The 22,761-nt window shown below is 66.1% G+C and carries 23 protein-coding genes and 1 tRNA gene; 14 read left to right on the forward strand and 10 right to left on the reverse strand.

Going from position 1 to position 22,761, the window contains the following annotated elements; all coding sequences use genetic code 11:
* Positions 1–9: 9 nt before the first annotated feature.
* Positions 10–564, reverse strand: coding sequence for a Panacea domain-containing protein (locus EPD66_RS10545; RefSeq protein WP_142848468.1), 555 nt, complete (start codon positions 562–564; stop codon positions 10–12).
* A gap of 212 nt (positions 565–776) precedes the next feature.
* On the opposite strand from EPD66_RS10545, the gene EPD66_RS10550 reads away from it, so the two are divergent.
* From EPD66_RS10550 to EPD66_RS10580, 7 genes are read left to right on the forward strand one after another with little or no spacing between them, the layout of a single operon-like run.
* Positions 777–3,443 (forward strand): YdbH domain-containing protein, encoded by a 2,667-nt coding sequence (locus EPD66_RS10550; protein ID WP_142848469.1) that lies wholly within the window; start codon positions 777–779, stop codon positions 3,441–3,443.
* 16 nt (positions 3,444–3,459) lie between these two features.
* Positions 3,460–3,675 (forward strand): YnbE family lipoprotein, encoded by a 216-nt coding sequence (locus EPD66_RS10555; protein WP_255448443.1) that lies wholly within the window; start codon positions 3,460–3,462, stop codon positions 3,673–3,675.
* Positions 3,676–3,686: 11 nt separating this feature from the next.
* Positions 3,687–4,034 carry a YdbL family protein gene (locus tag EPD66_RS10560; RefSeq protein ID WP_255448444.1) on the forward strand — a complete coding sequence of 116 codons (348 nt, stop codon included), beginning with the start codon at positions 3,687–3,689 and terminating at the stop codon, positions 4,032–4,034.
* Positions 4,031–4,363, forward strand: a complete 333-nt coding sequence (locus EPD66_RS10565) for an XdhC family protein (protein ID WP_142848471.1) — start codon at positions 4,031–4,033, stop codon at positions 4,361–4,363. Before EPD66_RS10560 ends, EPD66_RS10565 begins: the two co-directional genes overlap by 4 nt.
* A gap of 1 nt (position 4,364) precedes the next feature.
* Positions 4,365–5,066 carry an XdhC family protein gene (locus EPD66_RS10570; protein WP_142848472.1) on the forward strand — a complete coding sequence of 234 codons (702 nt, stop codon included), beginning with the start codon at positions 4,365–4,367 and terminating at the stop codon, positions 5,064–5,066.
* A complete protein-coding gene (locus EPD66_RS10575) occupies positions 5,063–6,700 on the forward strand; it encodes an NTP transferase domain-containing protein (RefSeq protein ID WP_255448445.1) in 1,638 nt (545 codons plus the stop codon). The genes EPD66_RS10570 and EPD66_RS10575 overlap by 4 nt, the downstream gene beginning before the upstream one ends.
* Entirely contained in the window at positions 6,697–7,098 is a 402-nt protein-coding gene (locus EPD66_RS10580; RefSeq protein ID WP_142848473.1) for an iron-sulfur cluster assembly scaffold protein, read from the forward strand. The genes EPD66_RS10575 and EPD66_RS10580 overlap by 4 nt, the downstream gene beginning before the upstream one ends.
* Before the next feature lie 92 nt (positions 7,099–7,190).
* Here the strand turns inward: EPD66_RS10580 and EPD66_RS10585 are convergent, their stop codons facing one another.
* Positions 7,191–7,613 (reverse strand): hypothetical protein, encoded by a 423-nt coding sequence (locus tag EPD66_RS10585; RefSeq protein WP_142848474.1) that lies wholly within the window; start codon positions 7,611–7,613, stop codon positions 7,191–7,193.
* Between the two features lie 244 nt (positions 7,614–7,857).
* On the opposite strand from EPD66_RS10585, the gene EPD66_RS10590 reads away from it, so the two are divergent.
* The gene (locus EPD66_RS10590) at positions 7,858–8,379 is read left to right on the forward strand and encodes a glycine cleavage system protein R (RefSeq protein WP_142848475.1); all 522 of its coding nucleotides are present in this window, start codon (positions 7,858–7,860) and stop codon (positions 8,377–8,379) included.
* Positions 8,380–8,529: 150 nt separating this feature from the next.
* On the opposite strand, the gene EPD66_RS10595 is transcribed toward EPD66_RS10590, so the two are convergent.
* From EPD66_RS10595 to EPD66_RS10610, 4 genes are all read right to left on the reverse strand, one after another.
* Positions 8,530–9,180, reverse strand: coding sequence for a hypothetical protein (locus tag EPD66_RS10595; protein ID WP_142848476.1), 651 nt, complete (start codon positions 9,178–9,180; stop codon positions 8,530–8,532).
* A gap of 4 nt (positions 9,181–9,184) precedes the next feature.
* On the reverse strand, positions 9,185–10,036 hold the full coding sequence (locus tag EPD66_RS10600) for an SDR family oxidoreductase (RefSeq protein ID WP_142848477.1): 852 nt from the start codon (positions 10,034–10,036) through the stop codon (positions 9,185–9,187).
* A 96-nt stretch (positions 10,037–10,132) separates the two neighbouring features.
* Positions 10,133–12,043, reverse strand: a complete 1,911-nt coding sequence (locus EPD66_RS10605) for an ATP-binding protein (protein WP_142848478.1) — start codon at positions 12,041–12,043, stop codon at positions 10,133–10,135.
* Positions 12,044–12,139: 96 nt separating this feature from the next.
* Positions 12,140–13,162: an esterase-like activity of phytase family protein gene (locus tag EPD66_RS10610; RefSeq protein ID WP_185961359.1), complete on the reverse strand. Its 1,023-nt coding sequence runs from the start codon at positions 13,160–13,162 to the stop codon at positions 12,140–12,142.
* Between the two features lie 288 nt (positions 13,163–13,450).
* Between EPD66_RS10610 and EPD66_RS10615 the strand changes: the two genes are divergently transcribed.
* The 3 genes from EPD66_RS10615 (at position 13,451) to EPD66_RS10625 (ending at position 15,910) form a co-directional block, all read left to right on the forward strand.
* Complete coding sequence (locus EPD66_RS10615) at positions 13,451–13,648, forward strand: hypothetical protein (RefSeq protein ID WP_142848480.1); 198 nt, start codon at positions 13,451–13,453, stop codon at positions 13,646–13,648.
* A gap of 64 nt (positions 13,649–13,712) precedes the next feature.
* Positions 13,713–15,065, forward strand: coding sequence for an APC family permease (locus EPD66_RS10620; protein WP_142848481.1), 1,353 nt, complete (start codon positions 13,713–13,715; stop codon positions 15,063–15,065).
* A 17-nt stretch (positions 15,066–15,082) separates the two neighbouring features.
* Positions 15,083–15,910, forward strand: a complete 828-nt coding sequence (locus EPD66_RS10625; RefSeq protein WP_142848482.1) for a class I SAM-dependent methyltransferase — start codon at positions 15,083–15,085, stop codon at positions 15,908–15,910.
* A 3-nt stretch (positions 15,911–15,913) separates the two neighbouring features.
* On the opposite strand, the gene EPD66_RS10630 is transcribed toward EPD66_RS10625, so the two are convergent.
* The gene (locus EPD66_RS10630) at positions 15,914–16,780 is read right to left on the reverse strand and encodes a dienelactone hydrolase family protein (protein WP_142848483.1); all 867 of its coding nucleotides are present in this window, start codon (positions 16,778–16,780) and stop codon (positions 15,914–15,916) included.
* Positions 16,781–16,929: 149 nt separating this feature from the next.
* On the opposite strand from EPD66_RS10630, the gene selA reads away from it, so the two are divergent.
* The 3 genes from selA to EPD66_RS10645 all read left to right on the forward strand — a co-directional run bounded on the left by selA (position 16,930) and on the right by EPD66_RS10645 (position 20,457).
* Positions 16,930–18,321, forward strand: a complete 1,392-nt coding sequence (selA, locus tag EPD66_RS10635) for an L-seryl-tRNA(Sec) selenium transferase (RefSeq protein WP_142848484.1) — start codon at positions 16,930–16,932, stop codon at positions 18,319–18,321.
* Positions 18,318–20,255, forward strand: a complete 1,938-nt coding sequence (selB, locus tag EPD66_RS10640; protein WP_142848485.1) for a selenocysteine-specific translation elongation factor — start codon at positions 18,318–18,320, stop codon at positions 20,253–20,255. Before selA ends, selB begins: the two co-directional genes overlap by 4 nt.
* 109 nt (positions 20,256–20,364) lie before the next feature.
* Positions 20,365–20,457 (forward strand) — tRNA-Sec (locus EPD66_RS10645).
* Here EPD66_RS10645 and EPD66_RS10650 read toward each other — a convergent pair.
* From EPD66_RS10650 to EPD66_RS10660, 3 genes are read right to left on the reverse strand one after another with little or no spacing between them, the layout of a single operon-like run.
* On the reverse strand, positions 20,417–20,773 hold the full coding sequence (locus EPD66_RS10650) for a hypothetical protein (RefSeq protein ID WP_142848486.1): 357 nt from the start codon (positions 20,771–20,773) through the stop codon (positions 20,417–20,419). The two genes, EPD66_RS10645 and EPD66_RS10650, sit on opposite strands and share 41 nt — an antisense overlap.
* Complete coding sequence (gene nrfD / locus EPD66_RS10655; protein WP_142848487.1) at positions 20,760–21,833, reverse strand: NrfD/PsrC family molybdoenzyme membrane anchor subunit; 1,074 nt, start codon at positions 21,831–21,833, stop codon at positions 20,760–20,762. Before nrfD ends, EPD66_RS10650 begins: the two co-directional genes overlap by 14 nt.
* Entirely contained in the window at positions 21,830–22,726 is an 897-nt protein-coding gene (locus EPD66_RS10660) for a 4Fe-4S dicluster domain-containing protein (protein WP_142848488.1), read from the reverse strand. The genes nrfD and EPD66_RS10660 overlap by 4 nt, the downstream gene beginning before the upstream one ends.
* Positions 22,727–22,761: the final 35 nt, after the last annotated feature.

The raw sequence follows: 22,761 nt of genomic DNA on the forward strand, positions 1-22,761 counted from the left end.
GAAGGAAGACTATTTCTTCACGACCGTCTTGCTCGGTACCCAGGCATGGACATTGACCGGCTTGCCCGATTGCGAACGCATGACGCGCGGGCGCAGCACCTGCTTCAAGGGCGGTGCGGCCTGGCTCTTGGCGAGCTGGGGAGCGCCATAGAACTGTGCCAGCGAGGCCAGCGGGATCTCGCTTCGCGGTCCCTTGGCGAAGGCGGTGGCGAAAGGCGGATGATTGCACAGTACCCGCGTCAGGTGATCGGCGGAATGGGATCCGAAACGCCGCCAGATGCTGTCGAGGAAATGACGCACATTCTCGGCCATGGGGCGGACCTCCATGGGCGGACGCCCCAGTTCGAAGGCCCTGTATACATTGGGTTCGACCGGGCCGACCTCCAGCGCGACGAAGGTCGCCGGCATCAAGGGACGGCCGTGATGGGCCACGGCGAAATAAGCCTGGGCCAGATACAGCAGACGCTGCATCTTCTGGGGCTGCAGATATTCATTGTCTTCAAGGGCACGGTCGATGAACCAGTATGCCACGTCGAAGACGGACTCCACGGCGGCTGCGGCCATGCAATGCTTCTCCGGGTCGGTCGCGCTATTCTCCCTAAACATAATCGTGCCGGCCTCCGGACGCTACGCCCCTTACGGCACCTCCCTTCGGGTCACCCGGACGCGCCCGGTCTTGACCGGAGGAAGCGAGCAGGCCACCTTCTACCTCGGCTGGGGAAACACCCCTCCCGAAAGGCGCCCCGTCTCCTCTCTCCACAGGGATGTTTTCCCCGATGACAGAGCCCGACCAGCCCCGCGAGGTTCCCCGCCCCCGGCGCCGCTGGTTCCCGGCCCTGCTGGCGCTGCTCCTGCTGCTGTTGCTGGTAGCGGGTGGAACCTGGCTCTTCCTGCCGCGCATCGCCGAACAAATCGTGTTGCATCAGCTGCGCGAGCGGGGGTTGGAGCCGGACGGCCTGACCGTCGCCGGGATCGGCCTGGGCGGCGCCCATGTCACCGATATCAGCGTGGGGGATGGCCAAGTCCACCTGAACAGCCTGCATCTGTCCTGGTCGCTGGAAGACCTGCGGCGGCAGCGTCTGGCCGCCATCCGCGCGGCAGGGCTGCGTCTTCAGGCGCGCCTCGACGGGAACGGCCTGTCCTTCGGCCCCCTCGATGCCCTGCGCCAGGACGAAACGGAGGAGGAGGAGGAAGGAGGCGGCTGGCAGGTCGGACAGATCATCCTTGAAGACGCCGTCCTGCAACTCGATACCCCGCTGGGCGAACGCCACCTGCCCTTCGCCGCCCGTGGCAGCCTGGATGGGGCCATCAGCGTCGAGGCCGAGGCCATCCTGACCGACCTGCTGCGCGAGACGTCGCTGGCGGCCAAGACCCCGACCCTGCTCCAGGCGCAGGCATCGCTGGAGAATGGCGAAGGCTGGGGAAGGCTGACCGTCAACGGTCCCACCCTCGCCCTCGACCTGCTGGCCGAGCATGGCGACGGAGCCTGGCACCTGACGGCGCCGGAGGCGCTGCGTATCGCCTTGTCCGACATTCCCGACATCCTGCTGGCCCGTCTGCCGGAGACTCTGCACGAGGGCTTGGCGGGTGACGCCGAGGTGACGATCAGCGGCGTCGCCCTCACCGCCCGTCCTCAGGAAAACTGGTGGCATGTGGAAGGCAGCGGCCAGATCCGGGGACGGATCAACCAGACGCGCCTCGTCGCCGACCTGTCGGGCGCGGCGGAGGTCCTGGACGACCTGATCCCCCGGCGCATCCTGTCGCTGGACGGCGATCTGGCACTGCTGAACCTGCCCCTGCCCGAGGCCCAGGTCGACGCCACCCTTGCCCTGCGCGGTTTCGCCGGTTCTCCCCCCGTCGCCGAAGGCGCGGCCACCCTCACCGTGACCGCCCTCAATGTCGCTTCGCCCCGTCTGTCCGCCCGCGCCATGGAATTGCAGGCCCCGGGCCGCCTGCGGCTGGACGGCTTCAGCCTGCAGATGGTCCTCGACCAGCCGGGCCTGCTGCGGACGTCGAACCTGCTGATCCCCGAGATCTTCCGCGCCGCCAGCCGCATCGACCTGAGGCTGCGCCCTTCGCCCCGGCCGCTGATCGAGGTCAGCTATGTCGCCGGTGGGGGCGTGGTGCTGTCTTCCGATATCGATGCCGATCCCGCCGATCTGCAAGGGCGCTATCTCGGCGGCGTGGAACGGCCCCTTCAGGGCAATACCGGGCGGCTGCATCTGCGGGCGGAGTGGGAGCCGGGGCAGGATCGCCTGACCCAGGAATTGCGCATGGCCGATGCGCGCCTCGCCCTGCCCGAGCAGAATGTCGAGCTTGCCGGAATCACCCTGCACATGCCCGCCCTGGACCATGCCGATTTCGCCGTCGCCGCCCTGCGCCTGACCCAGGAGCCCGCCCCCCTGGCGCCGCTTGCCGTGCATGGCACCATGCGCCCCGACGGCCAGCGTCTCGCCTTCGAAGGCCGCGCCGCGAACGGGCCGCTGGCCCTGAATGTGAAGGGCTGGCACGACACCGCCACCAACCAGGGCCGCGCCGACATCACCATGCCGCCGCTGGACCTGGGCCCCGGCAACCAGCCCGGCCGCTTCTTCCCCATCCTGGCCGACCATCTGCGCGAAACCACCGGCAGCCTTTCGGCCAAGGGCGCCATGACCTGGCAGGGCGGGACGCTCCGTCCGCGCGTCGACCTGCTGCTGCGCGACCTCTCCGGCCAGTTGGGCGGCGTGCCGGTGCATCTGCTCAACAGCGTCATCACCTTCAACAACCTGGCGCCGCTCTCCACCCTGCCCGATCAGGCCGCGGCGGTGGCCCTCGTCGAAGCGGGCCTGCCCCTGACCGAGGGAGAAATCCTGTTCCGCGTCGAGAACGGGAACTGGCTGATCCATCAAGCCCGCCTGAACCTCGCCGGAGGCAGCGTGTCCATCGGCGAGACCCTGTTCGACCCCGCCGCCCGGACTCATGGAGTGACGCTGGATGTCAGCGGCCTAGACCTCGCCCGGCTGGCCGAGATGATCGAGATGGAGGGGCTGACCGCCACCGGAACCCTGACCGGCAGCATTCCCGTCGCCATCCAGGACGCCCAGGTGATCATCTCGGACGGGATCCTGCGCTCCAACGGGCCGGGCATCCTGCGCTATCGCCCCAGCGAACCCCCGCCCGGACTGGCCGCCGGAGGCGGTTCGGTCGATCTGATGCTGCAGGCCCTGGACAATTTCCACTACCGCGACCTGTACATGACGCTGAACGGCCGGGCCGGCGAGGAGATGCTGGCGACCCTGCATCTCGCCGGGGCGAATCCCGACTTGTTCGGGGGCTATCCGGTCGAGTTCAATCTCAATGTCAGCGGTAAACTTGACACAATTTTAGGCGAAGCACTGACGGGATACCGAATTCCGGATAGAATACAGGAGCGCATGTCGGATTTCGGCATTGCGCCTTAAGCGAAGGATGCGCGCCGTGCAGGGTTATTTTTTTCATAGAGGATGGGCCGCCCCGGCCTTGGGTCTTGTCGGGCTGGCCCTGCTGTTGGGGGCATGCCAGCCGACGGTGAAGATCGAGCCGCCGGACAAGCCCATCGTCATTAATCTGAACGTGAAAATCGAGCAGGAAATCCGGGTCCGCGTCGAACGCGAGGTCGACGACCTGATCCGCAATAATCCTGACCTCTTCTAAGGGAGGCCGCTATGTCAGGCTCCAAATTGAAAATGCTGGCCATCGCCTTGCTGGCCGTCCTGTCGCTCGCGGGCCTGCCGTCCGCCGCCCATGCCCTCGACCTGTCCACCGCCAAGGCGCAGGGCCTGGTGGGCGAACGCCCGGACGGCATGGTCGGCATCGTCGGCCAATCCACCCCCCAACTCCGCAGCCTGGTGGAACAGGTCAATTCCCAACGCCTGGAACGCTACCGCGACATCGCCGCGAAGCAGGGTGTGCCGGCTGCGCAGGTCCAGGCCATCACCGGCGACAGGCTGATCCAGAACGCCCCGGCCGGCAGCTACGTCATGGACGCCAGTGGCAAGTGGATCCGCAAATGACGCAGAACGAGCGCATTGACAATGACCTGCTCGACACCGCAGCCCAATGGCGCGACCAGGGCCGGGGCGTCGCCCTGGCAACGGTGATCAAGACCTGGGGCTCGTCGCCCCGCCCTGCGGGCAGCCATCTGGTGGTCGCCGACGACACCACCTTCCTGGGCTCGGTCTCGGGCGGCTGCGTCGAAGGAGCGGTGGTGCGCGAGGCGCTGGAAGTCATCGCCGACGGCAAACCCCGCGTCCTCGATTTCGGCGTCTCGGACCAGCAGGCCTGGGACGTCGGCCTGGCTTGCGGCGGCGCCATCCGCATCATGATCGAACGGATCGACTGACATGCAGCGCAAACTCCTCGACAAGCTGCGCCAAGCCCGCGCCGAGGGTCTGCCCGTCGCCCTGGCGACCCGGCTGGGCGACGGCGTGCAGGGCCTGATCTTCGACCATGGCAGCGCCGGCGACCTGACCCTGCCCCCCGACCGCCTCGCCCAGGTCCGGACCATGCTCGACGAGGATCGGAGCGGCGTCCTCGGCGAAGGCGAAGAGGAAATCTTCGTCCGCAGCTATGCGCCCGCCGCCGAGATCGTGGTGGTCGGCGCCGTGCATATTTCGCAATACCTGCTGCCCATGGCGAGCATGAGCGGGTTAGCCGTGCGCCTGATCGACCCGCGCCGCGCCTTCGCCTCGCCCGAGCGCTTTCCGGGGCTGGAGATCGTCACCGCCTGGCCCGACGAGGCCCTGGCCGCCCAGCCGCCGCATCGCCGCAGCGCCGTGGTGACCCTGACCCATGACCCCAAGCTGGACGATCCGGCCCTGGAAGTGGCGTTGAACAGTCCGGCCTTCTATATCGGTGCCCTGGGCAGCCGCCGCACCCATGCCCAGCGGCTGGAGCGGCTGACGGAACGGGGCTTCGGCCCCGAGCAACTGGCCCGCATCCACGGCCCGGCCGGCCTGGACCTGGGCTCGCGCTCGCCGGCCGAGATCGCCGTTTCCGTCTTGGCCCAGATCATTGCGGCAAGACACGGAAAGGCCACCCGTTGATCTTTGATTCCTTTCATCTCGACGATGCCGAAGGCCTGATCCTGGCTCATTCCCTTCGCGTCGGCGACCGCATGATGAAGAAGGGACGCCTGCTTTCGGCCGAGGATGTGGCCGCCTTGAAACAATCGGGCCTGCATGCGGTGACGGGCATCCGCCTTGAGGCCGAGGATGTGGCCGAGGACGAAGCCGCCAGCGCCGTGGCCGAGGTGCTGGCGGGCCCCGGCACCGCCCGCAGCGCCGCCTTCACCGGACGCTGCAACATCGTCGCCACCACTTCGGGGCTGGCCGTCATCGACCGCGAGCGGCTCGATCGCCTGAACCTGGTGGACGAGGCGATCACCGTGGCCTCGCTGCCACCCTATGAAATCGTCGCCGCCCGCCAGGTGGTGGCGACGGTCAAGATCATTCCCTTCGCCGTGCGCCGCTCGCTGCTGGAAACCTGCCAGGCACTGATGGGTGCGGGCGGACCGCTGCTGCGCGTGGCCGAGTTCCAGCCCATGCAGGTCGCGCTGATCCTGACCGAGCTTCCCGGGACCCGCCCGCGTATCCTCGACGCCACCGCCCAGACCATGCGCGCCCGGGTCGAGGCCCTGGGCAGCAGCATCACCAGCGAGCAGCGCGTGCCCCATGACGAGGGAGCGGTCGAACGCGCCATCACCAAGGCCCTGGCCACCGGCTGCCGCATGGTGCTGATCTCCGGCGCCTCCGCCACCGTGGACCGGCGCGACGTGGTGCCCAGCGGCATCACCCGTGCGGGCGGCGAGATCGTGCATTTCGGCATGCCCGTGGACCCCGGCAACCTGCTGCTGCTGGCCAGGATCGGTTCGATCCCGGTAGTGGACATGCCGGGCTGCGGCCGCTCGGCCAAGCTCAACGGCCTGGATTGGGTGCTCCAGCGCCTGTCCGCCGGGATCGACATCACCCCGCGCGACATCATGACCATGGGCGCGGGCGGCCTGCTGAAGGACATTTCCGCCTGCCCCGCGCCCCAGGGCAGCGCCAGCCCGCCCCTGGAGGGCCTGCCCCATGAAGCGCGGATCGGCGCCGTCATCCTGGCGGCCGGTCAATCCCGGCGCATGGGCAGCGTCAACAAGCTGCTGACCCTGGTGGACGGACGGCCGATGCTGCGCCATGTGGCAGAGGCCGCCCTGGGCTCGAAGGCCTGGCCGGTGGTCGTGGTGACCGGCCATCAAAGCGAAGAGGTGCGCGAAGCCCTGGAAGGGCTGGACGTCACCTTCGTCTACAACCGCCATTTCTCCACCGGCATGGCCTCGTCCCTGCGCTGCGGCCTGGCCGCCATGCCCGCCGACGTGGATGGCGCCCTGATCTGCCTGGGCGACATGCCGTTGCTCCGCCCCGACCATCTCGACCGCCTGATCGCCGCTTTCGACCCCGACGAGGCGCGCGGCATCTGCATTCCCGTCCATCGCGGCAAGCGCGGCAATCCCGTCTTGCTGGACCGCGTATTCTTCGAGGAAATGTCCCGGCTGGAAGGAGATGTCGGCGCGCGCGGCCTGATCGCCGCCTATACTGAAACCGTCTGCGAAGTGGTCATGGAAGACGACGCCGTCCTGCGCGACGTGGACTCGCCCGAGGCCCTCGCGGAACTGGATCTTTCGAGGAGCGAGAAATGAGCGAGGAGGTCTACCACGCCGAGATCAAGCGCTTGGCGGCCCTGGGAGCAAAGCCGCAGCGGCTCGAACCGAGGGATGCCAGCTACAGCGCCGACAATCCCTTCTGCGGGGATCGCGTCACGCTGGATGTGCGGATGGAAGGCGACCATGTCCATGCCCTGGGTCATGAGGTCAAGGGCTGCATGATCTGTCAGGCCGCCGCCGCTACCCTGGCCGAAGCCGCCCCGGGACGCAGCCTTGCCGACCTGCTGGCCGAGGAAACCGCCTTGCGCGCCATCCTGGCCGGCAACGAAGACCCTACGTCCCGCTGGGCCCCCTTCGCCCCCTTGGCCCGTCATCGCTCGCGCCATGACTGCGCCCTGCTGCCCTTCCTGGCGCTGAAGGACGGGAAAAAATAGAGGGTCCCCGGGCTGTTTCCGTTCAAGCGGAACCAGCCCGAGACTCCGCGGACGCAAGTTGCTGATGAAAGCAGGAGGTTTTCCGCAACCTGCTAGAGCCAGCGGTTCACGGAACTGCCCGGCGGCGGTGGGACGCCTTGCAGGATCTGGGCATTGATCTCGTAGCGCCCGACGGCGCGCATGACTTCCGAGATCAGCAGCGCGAAAGGCGTGTTCCCCTGGGTCTGACCGGCTGCTTCGGCAACGGTATAGGCGTTGACGAAATAGCTGCGGAAGGCGGGGAAATCCTGGTTCTGCGACAGGCTGCGCCGACGGCGCTGATGGGAATCCTGCGGGTATTCCTCGTCATGATGGATCAGCGATTCGTTCTGGTTGCTGGCCCAGTGCGTGGCGCTCATGTCCTCGACCTTCGGCGTCGAGACCACGGCCACATTGCGCCCACCAGCAGCAACCCGGGCGGTTGCCGCCGCAGCGCTTGGACTGGCCGAAGCCGATATGCGAGCCGCGAGTGCCATGAACTTTTCCGATCCGATCGTGCCGCGGCGGGACCATACCCCACCCTGCCTGCGATGAAAGAAAACCCAGCTACGAGTTAACCTATTCTAAACCATTTGGTTCGTTATGAGAACATAATTTGTACACTTCCGCAGAGGGAGGAAACCGCCGATTTCCTCTTTTCTCTGCGCCCTTTCATCCCCACAGTAGCGACACCAGTATTTCCGAGTTCATCAGTTTCCGAGAATTCAGAGGAGACGCCGGATGAAGACCTGTCTGGTTTCCGTGTTCTGCCCCGACCGTACCGGATTGGTGGCGGCCATCACCGGGCGCTTGTTCGACCTGGGGGCGGATTTGGGCGACACATCCTTTGCCGTCCTGGGCCGGGGAGCCGAATTCACCAGCGTCTGCGACCTGCCCGACGATGTCTCCGCCGAAGAAGTGGCCGAGGATCTGGGCAAGCTGGAGGAATTGCAGGGCGCGGAAATCGAGGTGCGCCCCTTCACCTTGTCCTCGGCCTCCGGCCCGTCGGGAAAGATCACCCACCGCATCGCCGTCTCGGGCGGCGACCAGCCCGGCCTTGTGGCCCGCCTGACCGAGGTCTTCGGCGAATTCCGTGCCAATATCGTGCGGCTCGATGCGCAAAGGCTGCCTTCGGGCGAAGGCAGCACCTATGTCACCCGCTTTTCCGTCTCGATCCCGGAAGAAGCCGTGGAATCCTGCCTCAACACGATCGAGAACACGGCAGGCGAGATGGGACTGTCCTGCCATTCGGAGGCGGGGTGAGGACAGCGCCGGAACTTACAGCGTGATGCAGTAAATCTGCATCATGCTTTCAGTTTCTATATTTGCCCTCGCCGGGCGCGCGCCTCCGCGCGCTTGGCCACGGCCTCAACGGCCGCAGAGAACAGCGCGTCATATTTGACGCACGCTGTTCTAAGGCGCTTCGGCGAGCGTCTGTCCGTAGCCGGTTTCGGCCAGCGCCAGGTCCATCAATTCCAGGGATTCTTCCAGCAGCGCCCGCATTTCCCCGGCCAGACGCCGGGCCTCGCGGTCGGATGCCGCGCGGGCACGATGGCCGAGTTCGACCAGCCGGTCCATCTGCGCCAGTGCCCGGCGGGCATTGAAGGCGGCATCGCCCATGGAGGAATCAAGGCTGTTGATGGCACGCCCGGTGGGGCGGCGCATGCCATATCCCAGGGTGGCGCCCCGCGCCTCGGGCACCGCCATCGGCTCGATGGCCTTCAGCGCCACGTCCAGCGCCGCGCGGAGCCGTGCCGGATCGGTGTCCTGGGTCAGGGCGATGATCAGGTGGCGCAGGGCGATGGTGCCCTCGCTATGGGCCAGGGACAGGTAATGGGCCGCCTGACCCGACTTGGCTGCAGAGAGGTCCGCGGTCTGCCCGCCAGCGTCCCGGCGTTCCAGCCAGGGAGCCGGGCTTTCCAGGACACGCGGATAGATGGGCTGAGGCCCCTGGGGCTCGGCATAGGGAGCAGGTTCCACCACCTGAGGCGGCACGGCCTCCTGGGCACCGGCCGGCAGCGCCCAGGCCAGGGAGATAGAAAGCAGGACCGGCAGGACGCGCATGACCTCAGCCTCCGATGATCTCACCGCCATTGGGATGCAGCACCTGTCCCGTCATGTAGGAAGAATCCGCCGAGGCCAGGAAGACATAGCTGGGGGCAATCTCATCGGGTTCCCCCGGCCGCCCCAAAGGCTGGCTCTGGCCGAACGTCTCCACATGCTCGGCCGGGAAGGTGGCCGGGATCAGGGGCGTCCAGATCGGCCCCGGCGCGACCGCATTCACCCGGATCCCCCGCGAGGCCAGATTGGCCGACAACGAACGGGTGAAGGAAACGATGGCGCCCTTGGTCGCTGAATAATCCAGCAGATAACTCGACCCGCGATAGGCGGTGATCGAGGTGGTGTTGATGATCGCCGCCCCCTCGCCCAGATGGGCCAGCGCGGCCTTGGTGATGTGGAACATGGAGAAGATGTTGGTGCGGAAAGTCCGCTCCAATTGGGCGGCGTCGATCTCCTCCAGCTTCTCGACCACATGCTGTTCGGCGGCATTGTTGACCAGCACGTCCAGCCGCCCGAATTCCTTGACCGTCTGCTCCACGATCTGCTTGCAGAAGGATTCCTCGCCCACATCCCCGGCCATCAGGATGCAGCGCCGCCCGGCCTGTTCCACGGCACGCTTCGTTTCCTTGGCGTCCTCGTGTTCATCAAGATAGGCCACGGCCACATCCGCGCCTTCCTTGGCGAAGCAGATAGCCACGGCCCGCCCGATTCCGCTATCGCCGCCGGTGACCAGGGCGACCTTGCCCTGAAGCTTGCCGCTGCCCTGATAGGCTTCGGCGTGATCCTGGGGCCTGGGCTGCATCTCGCCGGTCTGGCCCGGCTGGCGCTCCTGATGCTGGGGGGGCAACTTGTCGGCCATAGAACCTCCTCCTTCCGTTCCGCAGTTGAGTTGGGACGGAAGGAGGCAGGCTATCAAGGAAGTCTTGGAGGTACAGACTTTCGGGCTAAGAACGCCCTATGTCGGATAGCGCGCGAGGGCCTGATCTATGGCCGCGCGCAGGGCCTGCGGCTGGACCGGCTTGTGTAGCAGGCCGTGGCCGCTGGCCTTGGCCTGGCGCAGGCGTTCCGGGGCGGTGTCGCCGGTCAGGATGATCGCCGGAATCTCCTTCTGCAGCCGTGTGCGCATGCGCTGGATGGCGAAACCGCCATTGCTGCCGTTCTGCAGCCGGTAATCGGCAATGATCAAATCGGGCATGCAGCGGGAATTGGACACCCGGCGCAAGGCTTGGTCTGTGTTCAATCCGGTCAGCACGTGATGGCCCCAGCTTTCCAGCAGCAGGCGGGTGCTTTCCAGCACGTCGGGTTCGTCATCGATGATGACCACGCAGGCCTCGCGTCTGGTCGCCGGTGGCGGCGACAGGTGGTGCGTCTCTCCCTGCTCGTCCAGCTGCGCGTCGTGCACGGCCAAAGGCAGGTCGACCGCGAAGACCGAGCCCTTCCCCAGCTTCGAACGCACATGCAGGCGATGGCCCAGCAGGGACGCCAGGCGCTCGACGATGGCCAGCCCCAGCCCCAGGCCCTGGCGCCGGTCGCGGGCGGGATTTCCCAGTTGATAGAATTCCCGGAAGATCGCCTGCGTCTGGTTCTCGGGGATGCCGATGCCGGTATCCCAGACTTCGACGCGCAGGACGGTGCCGCGGCGCCGGCAGCCGATCAGGATACGGCCCTGAGGCGTGTAACGCAGGGCGTTGTGCAGCAGGTTGCGCAGGATGCGCTCGACCAGACTGGGATCACTTTCCACACGCAGATTGCTGTTCACCAGCCGCAGGTCCAGATCCTCGGCCTCGGCCTCGGCCCTGAATTCGGCTCCCAGGCGCTGCAACAAGGTACCGATGCAGAAGGTCTCGCGGGCCGGCACCACCAGCCCGGCCTCCAGCTTCGAAACTTCGAGCAGGCTGTTGAGCAGGCTTTCGAGCGCACCCACGGAATCCTGAATGCGTCCGACCAGGGGCGTCAACTCCGGCCCCGCGCGCTCGGCCAGGACGGCGACGAACATGTTCAGGGCCTGCAAAGGCTGGCGCAGGTCGTGACTGGCCGCCGCCAGGAAGCGGGTCTTGGCGATATTCGCCTGTTCCGCCGCCTCCTTCGCCTTGACCAGTTCGTCCTCGACCTGCTGCTGGCCGCTATGGTCGTGCAGCATGGCGAAATAGAAGGCGGGACGCCCCTTCTCGTCGCGCACCACGCCCAGGCGCTGCCAGACCGCCAGAGTCCGCCCTTCGGCGCCGACGGCCTGCAACACGCCTTCCCAATCGTTGCCGCTCTGCAAGGCGGGCCGTATCTGCTCCAGGATGACCGCCTGGGCTTCGGGCAGATAGGGATCGCAGAAATATTTGCCGCAATTCTCGCCGAACAGGCGGCGATAGGCGGCATTGACGTAGGTGATCCGTCCGTCATAGGTGAAGACGGCCAGCGCCTCGTGCGAACTTTCCACCACCTCGCGCAGCAGGAACAATTCCTCGACCTTGCGTCCGGTCTCGCGCGCCTTCTGCGCGGTGACGTCGGTCACGGTCAGCATCCGCGCGCCCTGGTCGCAGGAACTCCAGCGCAGGGACAGCCACCGTCCCTGGCAGGTCAGATAGTCCCCGCACCCGTTGGTCCTGGATTGCACGCGAAGCGCGGACATCCATTCCTGCGCCAAGCCGGTGAAAGCCCCCTTCTTGCGACAGGCATCGAGCCATTCGCCGAAGCCTTGCCCCGCCCGCAGCCCCGCTCCGGCCGGGCCGAGCAGTTCGACAGCGCTCTTGTTGAAGAAAATCAGCCTTTCCGCATGGTCGTAGAGCAGCAATCCGGCGTCCATCTCGCCTACTGCCGAAAGGAGAATGCTGCTCACATCGGCTGGGTAAACGGTGCAGGATGCAAGGGTCATGGCTTTTCTCACTTCCTGGGCGGGTTACCCTTAAGAGTATTTTATAGCCAGCCGGAACAGCAATATGGCCAGCGCTCTATGACCCTGGACTCCCCACTATTCGCAGCATTCCTTAAGTGTAACTGAGAAGTAAAGGAGATAGTTTCCCTGCAACGGCGAAAAGTTATCATCTGAAACTATATAGAGATAAACTTCACCATCACCGGATGACGACACGGATATTCCTTCAAAGTTGTCGGTCACGACCGGAGGGCGCAGAAGAGCGAGTTCTTTCCCTTGCAAAACAACGCCTTCCGAGACTTTCTTGGACTCAACAAGAACGATACGGGAGCCAAAGCCTCCCATCAGCGAGAAATGGCGCTCCAGCACGAGCAGATTGCCGTCGGGCAGGCGCGCCGCGCCGACCGGCTTGTATCCCGGAGCGGCGCGATAGGACAGCCGCCGCCAGTCCGAGCCGTCGTCGGGACCGACCCAGGCGGGGGTCACGTCCTCGGCTTCGGGGCTGCGGCTGCCTTCGGCAATCAGCAGCAGCCGCCCATCATCGAGCCGCACCACCGCTTCCAGTCCGGCATTGCTCGGCAGCAGCGGGCCTAGTTCGGCAGGTAGCGGAACTTCCCCGAGAAAAGCGAAATCAGGACCATAGCGCCACAAGCGGTGATCCTGCTCGAAGGCCACCAGCCAAGTCCCGTCCGCTTCAGCCTGAATTTCCTCGGCATCGCCCCGTCGCCCCTGGACCGGTCGGCCATCCGGCTCGTGCAGATCGCCGCCGCGCAGTACAGCGGCATCGACCAAGCGGCCGTCGTCGTCATGGATCAGGTCGAACGAGAACCAGCGCCCCCGGTCGCTGACGACGGTGGCCCGTCCCTCACGCACCGAAAGGCCGGAAAAGCCGCCGAAACCATCGAGACTGCTGTTCAGGCGCAAGCCGCCGCGATAATCCAGTGCGCCCAGGATCGTGCGTTCGGGCTGGCTGGACTCGAGCGGAACCGGCCGCGCCGATATCTCTCCCTCGGGATGGGAAAGCAGATTGCAGCCGGCGGAAGATAACAGGAACAGAAGCAAAGCGGATCGTAATATTCGCATGATTTCAGATATAACAAAAAAACGGTCGATCTCCATCTTCGGTCTGGCATGGCAGCCGAAACAAAGGTAATATTCTCGCACGACCATAGGTCCAGTACGAAATTGCTTCCCTGCCCACAAGGATTTCCAGTGGCAGGGTGGAGAGCGCTTCCATGGGGGCGAATGGATATTCCCGCCCCTTTCGCCCATGGCGTCCGGCCTCATCGTGATGAGGTTTATCAGCCATTTGAAGGCGACTATTGAGCCTTTTTAGCAAGAACCTTCGGTTCCCTGCCGTGTAGGACAAAAGAACATCCTCCAAGGAGCAGAACAAGGGAGGCGGAATTGGCTGATAAACCGCAACAGGACTCCGACAAGGACAAGCGCCCCATGATGCCCGGCGACGAAGCCGCCAAGGGCACGCCCGGCACCGGCGAAGACATCTGCCGTACCTGCCGTGGCACCGGCCAGCTCGAGAACGGCCGAACATGCGAAGAATGCGGCGGCACCGGTATTGTCGTCGAGGGCATCGGCGGGGGTTGAAGAAAAGCCGCCAAGGCATTGACTTGGCGGCTTTTTATTGTCATGTCCACGTTACGAGGAGTTCATGGGCAGCGGACATCCAAAGCCAATCCTATCCCTGGTCAATGCCATCGCCATCATCGTCGGAACCGTCGTCGGGGCAGGCATCTTCCGCCTTCCCAGCCTCGTCGCCGGTGCCCTGGAAAGCGAAGCCCTGATCCTCGCCGCCTGGCTGGCCGGCGGCATCATCTCGCTGATCGGCGCCCTGTGCTTCGCCGAACTCGCCACCTCCCATCCCCATACCGGCGGCGAATACCATTTCCTGAACCGCGCCTATGGACGCAATTGCGGCTTCATCTTCGCCTGGGCGCGGATGAGCGTGCTGCAGACCGGCAGCATTGCCCTGCTGGCCTTCGTGGCCGGCGATTACGCCAACCAGATCCTGCCCTTGGGCGGACAGGGCGCGGTCCTGTACGCCGCGCTGGCGGTGATCGGGTTGACCGGGCTGAACGTGCTGGGCCTGCGCCAGGCCATGTCCACCCAGACCCTGCTCTTCGCCGCCACCCTGGTGGGGCTGTTCTGCGTCATCGCCGGCGGACTGACGGTGATCGGTCAGGCGGAGAATGTCATGCCGCCCGAAATTCCGACCGCGGGTGCCGGTTCCGCCGCCTGGGGCATGGCGATGATCTTCGTCCTGCTGACCTATGGCGGCTGGAACGAGGCCGCCTACATCTCGGCCGAGGTCAAGAACGGGCGGCGCAACATGGTCGTCGCCCTGGTCGCCAGCATCGTCCTGATCACCCTGCTCTATCTCGCCGTCAATTTCGTCTATCTTCGCGTGCTGACGCCCGAGGGCGTCGCGGCCTCCTCCGCCGTGGCCCATGACGTGATGCAGGCGGCCTTCGGCAATGCCGGCGGGACCTTCATCGCGGTCCTGGTGCTGGTGATGGTGCTGGCCTCGATGAACGTCACCATCTTCACCGGCGCACGCACCAATTTCGCCCTGGGACGGGACTTCCCGCTGTTCGGCTTCCTGTCCAACTGGAGCGACCGCGGCGCCCCGGTCCAGGCCCTTTTGCTGCAAGGGGGCATCGCCCTGGCCCTGGTCCTGCTGGGCGCCCTCAGCCGCCGGGGGATCGAGACCATGGTCGATTACCTGTCGCCGGTCTTCTGGCTGTTCTTCCTGCTGACGGGCTTGTCGGTCTTCGTCCTGCGCCTACGCGAACCCGCCCGCGAGCGGCCGTTCCGGGTTCCCCTCTATCCGCTGACCCCGGCTCTGTTCTGCCTCGTCTGCGCCTATATGCTCTATTCCAGCGTCAGCTATACCGGCATCGGCGCCCTGGCGGGCGTGGCGGTGCTGGCCCTGGGCCTGCCGCTTCTTCTGTTGAGCCGCCGGATGCCTGCCGGCGCCGCTCCATCGTCCCATTCCCCCGAGTGAGAGAGGAGGCTCGAATCATGTTCATTCCCCGCCGCACCCTGTCCGCCCTTTGCGGTATGGTTGCCGCCCTGTCCTTTCCGGCCTGCGCCAGCGCGCAATACGAGCTTGATGTCCCCTTCGTGCCGACGCCCGAAAACGTGGTGCAGCGGATGCTGACCATCGCCGATGTGCAGCCCGACGACATCCTCTACGACCTGGGATCTGGCGACGGACGCATCGTGATCGCCGCCGCGCGGGACTTCGGGGTGCAGCGCGGCGTCGGCGTGGATCTCGACCCCGAACGGGTGCAGGACGGCATCGAGAATGCACGGCAGGCCAATGTCAGCGACCGCGTCGAATTCGTGGAAGGCAACGTCTTCGACTTCGATTTCAGCGACGCGACGGTGGTCACCATGTATCTGCTGCCGTCGGTCAACGTGCAGCTTCGCCCCCGGATCCTTGAGGAACTGCGCCCCGGCACCCGCGTCGTATCCCATCAATTCGACATGGGGGATTGGGAACCGGACCAGAGCGAGACGGTCGATGGCCGCTCGGTGCATCTGTGGATCGTTCCCGCCGATGTTGCCGGGCGCTGGCAATGGCAGGAAAACGGAGAGACCTTCGAGGTCGAACTGAACCAGCAATACCAGCATGTGACCGGCACCCTGCATGCCTTCGGCACCGAAGCCCCGATCGAGAATGCCCGGCTGCAGGGCAGCGAGTTGACCTTTGAGGCTCGGCCCCAACGCGACGGCCAGGAGGAACTGGTCCGCTTCGCCGGCACCATCGAGGGCGAAGCCCTGCAGGGCGATGCCTCGATGGGCCAGCAGACGGCCGCCGTCACGGCCGAACGTGTCGGGGAATAAAGCTCAGGCCGACTTCAGCGTCTCTTCCAGGAAGGCCAGGGTCCGCTGCCACGCCAGTTCCGCCGCCTGGGGATCGAAGCGGGCCTCGGAGGTATCGTTGTTGAAGGCATGGTTGGCGCCTTCATACATGTAGAGCTGATACGTCACTCCGGCCTGGTCCAAGGCTTGGCGGAAGGCGGGAATGCCGCTGTTGATGCGCTCGTCCAGACCGGCATAGTGCAGCAGCAGCGGCGCCCTGATCCGGCTCACCTGCGCCGGGTCGGGCGCCGGGCCGTAGAAGACCACGCCCGCATCGAGGTCCGGTTCGGCCACGGCCAGCCGTCCAATCACGCCGCCGCCCCAGCAGAACCCCATGGCACCGACACGATCCGTCGTCTCCTCCCTTCCGCGCAGCCAGGAGACGGCTTGGCGGGCGTTCTCGGTGGTGCGGGCCTGGTCCAATTGCCCGATCATGTCGCGCGCCTTGTCCTCGTCCTCGGGCGTGCCGCCCAGCGAGGACAGGAAATCGGGCGCCAGCGCCACATAGCCCGCCAGGGCCACGCGGCGGGCGATATCCCGGATATGCGGGTTCAGGCCGCGATTCTCGTGCACCACCACCACGCCGGGCAGCGGTCCCGAGGCCTCCGCCGGGAGAACCAGATAGCCCGAGAGGTCGCCCTCCGCGGCGGGAAAGGAAACGGTTTCGGTCCGCAGCCGGGCATCGTCCTCGGGCACGATGGCGGCGGCGGCCTTGCTGGCCTCCAGCAAGGGCACCAGCGACAACGCCACGGCCATGCTGCCCGTCAGCTTTGCCAGGCGATCGAGGAACTGTCGACGATCCAACGGCTTGTGGGTGTATTCGTCATAAAGATCGATGATCCGCTGGTCCATCTCTGCCGCTCCTTTTCGATAGGGTAAGGAATCATACCCACAGCCGATGGTGCCGTCGAGATGGCGGAAGGCCCTACCCATGGTAGGACCGCCCTCTGCCATGTGGAGGGGATGTGCCGTCCTCCGTTCCTTCCCATTCTTGCAGGATGATGTCCCAGACCAGGAATCGCGGAAGCGACGTCCTTCGGGCCCTGCCGCAGACCCATCTGCTGCTGGAAATGCCCGAGGCGCAGGCGCTGAGGGAGGAATTCTCGCGGCGCAGTCTTACGCGTGCGGTGCGCGCGCGCCTGGGCGAATTGCGCCAGGAATGGCGTCACAAGGACGATCTCCTCTTCTCCCCCGGCCGCTTCTTCGCCGAGATCCGCGCAAGGCTGGAACGCGAAAGCCGCCCCCATATGTGCCGCGTCATCAACGCCACCGGCATCGTCATTCACACCAATCTCGGCCGTGCGCCGTTGCCTTCCCAAGCCCTGACGGCCGTCGTCGAGGCCGCCGAAGGATATTCCAACCTGGAATTCGACCTGGAGGACGGGCGTCGCGGGTCGCGCTACGGCGCGGTGCCGGAGCTGCTGCGGGAGCTGACGGGTGCCGAAGCGGCCCTGGTGGTCAACAACAACGCCGCCGCCGTCCTGCTGGCCCTGTCGGCCCTGGCCCAAGGCGGCGAGGTTGTGGTGTCGCGGGGAGAACTGGTGGAGATCGGCGGCTCCTTCCGCATTCCCGAGGTCATCGCCCAGGGCGGCGCCCGGCTGGTCGAGGTCGGCACGACCAACAGGACGCGGACGAAAGATTACGAAGCCGCCTTGGGGCCCGAAACGCGGGCATTCCTGAAGGTCCATCAAAGCAATTACCGCATCACCGGCTTCACCGCCGCCCCGCCCCTGGCGGACCTGGTGACGCTGGCCCACGGCCACGGCCTGCCGGTGATCGAGGATTTGGGCAGCGGCACCCTGATCGACCTGCCCGCCCTGGGCCTGCCCCATGAACCGACGGTGCGGGAAATCATCAAGGCCGGGGTCGATCTCGTCACCTTCAGCGGCGACAAATTGCTGGGCGGGCCGCAGGCCGGGCTGATCGTCGGACGCAAGGCACTGATCGAGAGGTTGAAGGCCCATCCCCTGCTGCGTGCCCTGCGCATCGACAAACTGAACCTCGCGGCGCTGGAGGCGACCCTGCGCCTCTATCGCGATGCCGACCGGCCGCAGGACCGCCTGCCCGTCCTGTCCATGCTGAGCCAGGACATCGCCCGGCTGGAAAGCCGCGCCCATTCCCTGGCGGAACAGCTCTCCGCCCAGGGCTGGGACGCCCGTGTCGAGGTTGGCCAGGCCGAGGCAGGCGGCGGCGCCCTGCCCGGTGCCGCGATCGCAACCCGCCTCGTCACCATCGGCCATGCCGACGTCACCGGCTTGGCCCGCCGCCTGCGCCTGTGCCGTCCCGCCGTCGTGGCCCGCCTCCACGGCGGACGGCTGGTGCTGGACATGCGCAGCGTCAGTGACGAGGAAGCAAACCTGATCGCCCAGGCCTTCCGGCAGGTCTCGGCATGAAGACGGCGCTGGTGGGGGTGATCGGCCATGTCGATCATGGCAAGACGGCCCTGGTCAGGGCCCTGACCGGCATCGAGACCGACCGCCTGCGCGAAGAACGCGAACGCGGCATCTCCATCGTCCTGGGCTTTTCCCATTTGGCGGTGCCGGGGGGCGAAATCGACCTGATCGACATGCCCGGCCATGAACGCTTCGTCCGCACCATGGTTTCCGGCGCCACCGGTATCGAGGCCGTGCTGCTGGTGGTTGCGGCCAATGAAGGCATCAAGCCCCAGACCGTCGAGCATCTGGACATTGCTGCGCTGATCGGCGTCAAGCGCGGCATCGTCGCCGTAACCAAAACCGATCTGGTGCCGGAAGCCGAGGCCCTGCGTGTCGGGGCCGAGACGGCGGCGCTGGCGGCCTCGTCCGGCATCGCCGCTTCCGTCGTCCTAACCTCCGCCGTCACCGGCCAAGGGATCGAGGAACTGGCCGCACAGCTTGCGACGATCCTGCGCGACGACAAGGAGCGGCGGGAGGACGGCATCTTCTATCTGCCCGTCGACCGGGTCTTCTCGCTGGCGGGGTTCGGCACCATCGTCACCGGCACCTTGCGGCGGGGGCGGCTGTCGGTGGGGGACGAGGTGGAGGTGTTTCCCGGCGGCAGGCGCGCCCAGATACGGGCCTTGCAGATCCATGGCCGCCCGGTCGAGTCCGCCGGACCGGGACGGCGCATTGCCGTCAATTTGCGCAATATCGGCACCGAGGAAATTCCGCGCGGCACGGCCCTCGCCTCGCCCGGCTTGCTGAAGCCGTCGCGCTGGCTGGACGTGCATCTCTCGCTGCTGAAATCCGCCCCGGCAGCCTTGGAAAACGGACGGGTGCTGCGCCTGCTGTTCGGCACCTCCTCGCTCGCCGCGCGTGTCAGGCTGCTGGAAGGCGACAGGCTGGAACCGGGACATTCCTGCATCGCGCAACTGCGTCTCGAGGCGGAAACGGCCCTTCCGGCAGGGGAAGTATTCATCCTGCGCACTGAATCGCGGCCGCGTACCATCGCCGGAGGCTATGTAATCAACCCCACTCCGCCGCGTCGGCGGAGGATCGACGTCGAGACCTTGTCCATGCTGCAGACCCTGTCCCGGCGTCCGGCGCTGGAGGTAATGGCCGATTGGCTGAAAGCACGGCAGGAGGGCATGCCCCTGGAGGATCTGGCCCGCCAGGCCGCCCTTTCGCCGGACAAGCTGCGCCAGTCCCTGCCCCGCTTCGGCCTGGTCCTGCTGCGCCCCGACCTGGTCGTCCACGACGAAAGCCGCGCGCGGATGGAAAGGCAGATTCTCTCCCAGCTCCGTGACCACCACCGCCGCCACCCCACCGAGCCGGGCCTGAGCAAGGCGCGGCTGCAATCCCTGCTGTCCATGGAGTCCCGCCTACTCGACGGGATGGTGGCGCATCTGGTCGGCGAGGGGCTGCTCAATCACAGCCGGGGCCTGATCAGGACGACCGACTTCAATCCCGAGGCCTTGCTGTCCGATACGGATCGCGCCCTGCTGGAGACGATCGAGTCCGCCTTCCGGCGGGGCGGACTGAAGCCGCCCGACATCGCCGAGATCGTCGGCAGCGACCGCAGGAAGGCCGAATCCCTGCGCTATCTGCTGCGCAAATCGGTGCTGATCCGCACCCATGACCGCGTGCAGAAGCGGGACATCATCTTCCACCGTCAGGCCGTGATCCGCGCCCGGCGCATCCTGGAAATCCATCTCGGGCATCGCAGGGACGGCTTCCTGGTGGCCGAGGCCGGCAAGTTGCTGGGCATCTCGCGCAAGTTCAGCATTCCGCTGCTGGAATATCTCGACCAAATCAAGGTGACTCGGCGGATCGGTGACCGCCGCCTGATCGGTTCGGCTTACGGCCATGGACCGGATGCCCCCAAGGCCCATCCGGTGGATGCGTGTTAACGTCCGGGCTTCATCGAGAACGAGGAAAAGAGTTTATCTGCTTGAAATAGCCTCACACTGAGGAGGCCCAAAGGGCCGTCTCGAAGGGTGAGGCGGGCCAAACAGATAGGGAGGCGACAGGGGTCTGGTGGCCCTCCTGGTCTTCAAAACCAGCGACCCGCTCACCGCGGGTGGTGGGTTCGATTCCCATCCGCCTCCGCCAATGGCTCCATCTCCATCAGTTCGACCAGCCGGTCGCGCGCGCTTTCCAGCCGCTCGTGCCGCATGCCGACGGCCGGGAAACTGCCCGCCGACAGGATGCTCAGGACCGAGTTCACATGCTCCAGCCGCTCATTCAGACCGGCAGGACCCGTTCCGGCACGCCTTTGGCCGATCATCCAGTCGCGCATGTTGACCAGGCAGCGCACCGCCTCGACCAGTTCGTCGTGACGGCGTTCAGGCTTTTCCACGATAACGTGGTTCAGCGCTTCCAGCGCCTTGCAGCAATGTTCCCGTTCCGATGTCTCATGGGGCAGCATCCTTCGCCCTCCGTGGTCCGGTGGTGTAATCCCGGGGCTTCATTTCGCTGGCGGAAATGGCGGCCTTGCGCGGCGGTGCGGCGCGGCCTTCCAGGCTGCCGACCTTGCGCTCGTCCCAATGTCCGGCCTTGGGCTGAGTGAAGCGCAGGTAATCGGCGGGGCGCTTGAGGGATTCGTTGCCCGCCTGCAAGACCGCCTGACGCAGGACCATGCCGCCGGCCAGCACCGCCAGCGAGCCAAGGATGGAAAGGCTGCGCGATTTCTTCCGCCCCGGCGGTGCGGCGAGATTGGCCGCGTGACAGGCCAAGGGCACGGCCACACCCAAGGCCAACGCCCCGTATTTATAGGCCTTGGCCCATTTCCCTTCCTCCAGCGGCCCGGCCACGCCCCGCGCCTGCCGTTCTTCCTTAGCGACGACCGAAGCCGCCAGTTCCGTCGCCAGGGCTAGGGTCGCCACGGCATCGAGCCTGGCGCTGACATGGCTGCGGCCCGCCTTCTGCTCGGCCAGGGACAGGGCGGCGGCGGCATTAGCCATGGCGGCGGCGCCAAACTGCACCGCCAGGGCACGCGGCGTTGCCGCCCAAAGCGGTCCATTGGTGCCGGACAGCAGGCTGGCGGTATACATGCTCATCCCCGCCCCGGCCAAAGCAGCGGGAAGCTGCACCGCCGTGGCCGCCTTCTCGGCCGTGCCACCAGCCGCCTGCCCCATCGCCGTCAGGGTGCTGAGGCCCCCGAAGCCGGTCAGGATGTAGGAGCCGATGGACATCGCCGAGGTAGGACGGAAAATGCGCAGCATGTTGTAGAAGCGCGACGGCGTCTTCAGGTCCGAAACCAGCAGGGGTGTGCCCAGTATCGTTCCGGCCACGGCAAGATAGCGGCCGTTGCGCACCACATCCCCCATCTCCCGCCCCGACAGCCGGGCGAGCGTGCTCAGGATCTGCGCCGATCCGCCCAGCCCGGCGCAGTAGATATAGGCGGCGATGCGCCAATCATAGGGCGGCGTCTTGACCACCGGCTGGCCGTAATAGGTCTGTCCCTCATAGGGCGCGGACATCTTCATCGCCGCTTCTCCCCCGGCGCGGAAAAGATGGCCGCCGCCGCCAGAGTGAGCCCGGCCATGGCCGCCATCCCCGCCAGCAGGCCGGGCGCGAGGCGGTTGGCGGGCCGGGTCGGCGCGGGGGGAAGATTGTAGACCTCGGGCCGGTCGGTCAGCAGGAAGAAGGCGTTCAACTGCTCCAGCCCGCCCGTCGCGCCGGGCGTGTTCGGGGCGCCATAGAGATAGGCATCGGTGACGCCGCGTTCGTGCAGTTCCTCGACCCTTTTCCCGGCTCGCTCGACCAGATCGTCCACTTCGCCGAAGAGGATGGAATCGGTTGGGCAGGACTTGGCGCAGGCGGGTTCCAGCCCGCCCTTCAGGCGGTCGTAGCACAAGGTGCATTTATGGGCCTTGCCGTCGGCCATGCTGAGTTCGACCACGCCGAAGGGACAGGACGGCACGCAATAGCCGCAGCCGTTGCAGATATCCTGCTGCACCACCACGGTATCGAATTCGGTGCGGAACAGGGCGCCGGTCGGGCAGGCTTCCAGGCAGGGCGCGTTCTTGCAGTGCTTGCAGACGTCGCTCATCATCAGCCAGTTGCTCTGGAAAGGCTGCATCCCGGTGGCGCCGTCCACCTTCTCGACGAACATCACATGCCGCCAGGTATCGGCGGACAGCTTGACGGTGTTGTCATAGCTCATCCCCGACAGGCCCATATTGTCGGCGGGCAGCGAATTCCATTCCTTGCAGGCGACCTCGCAGGCCTTGCAGCCGATGCAGAGCGTGGTGTCGGTGAAGAAGCCATACCGCTTGCCCGGCTCGATCTTCGTGCCGACGGTCAGTTCCGATTCATCGGGTATGACGCCCGGCAGGAAGGACTCGGGATAATCCTGCGCGCGGGGATGCACCCCCATGGTCACCTCCTTCTCTTGCCTCGGGGCGCTTGCCC

The organism is Telmatospirillum sp. J64-1, from assembly GCF_006980715.1.
Taxonomy (GTDB): domain Bacteria; phylum Pseudomonadota; class Alphaproteobacteria; order Rhodospirillales; family Magnetospirillaceae; genus Oleiliquidispirillum; species Oleiliquidispirillum nitrogeniifigens.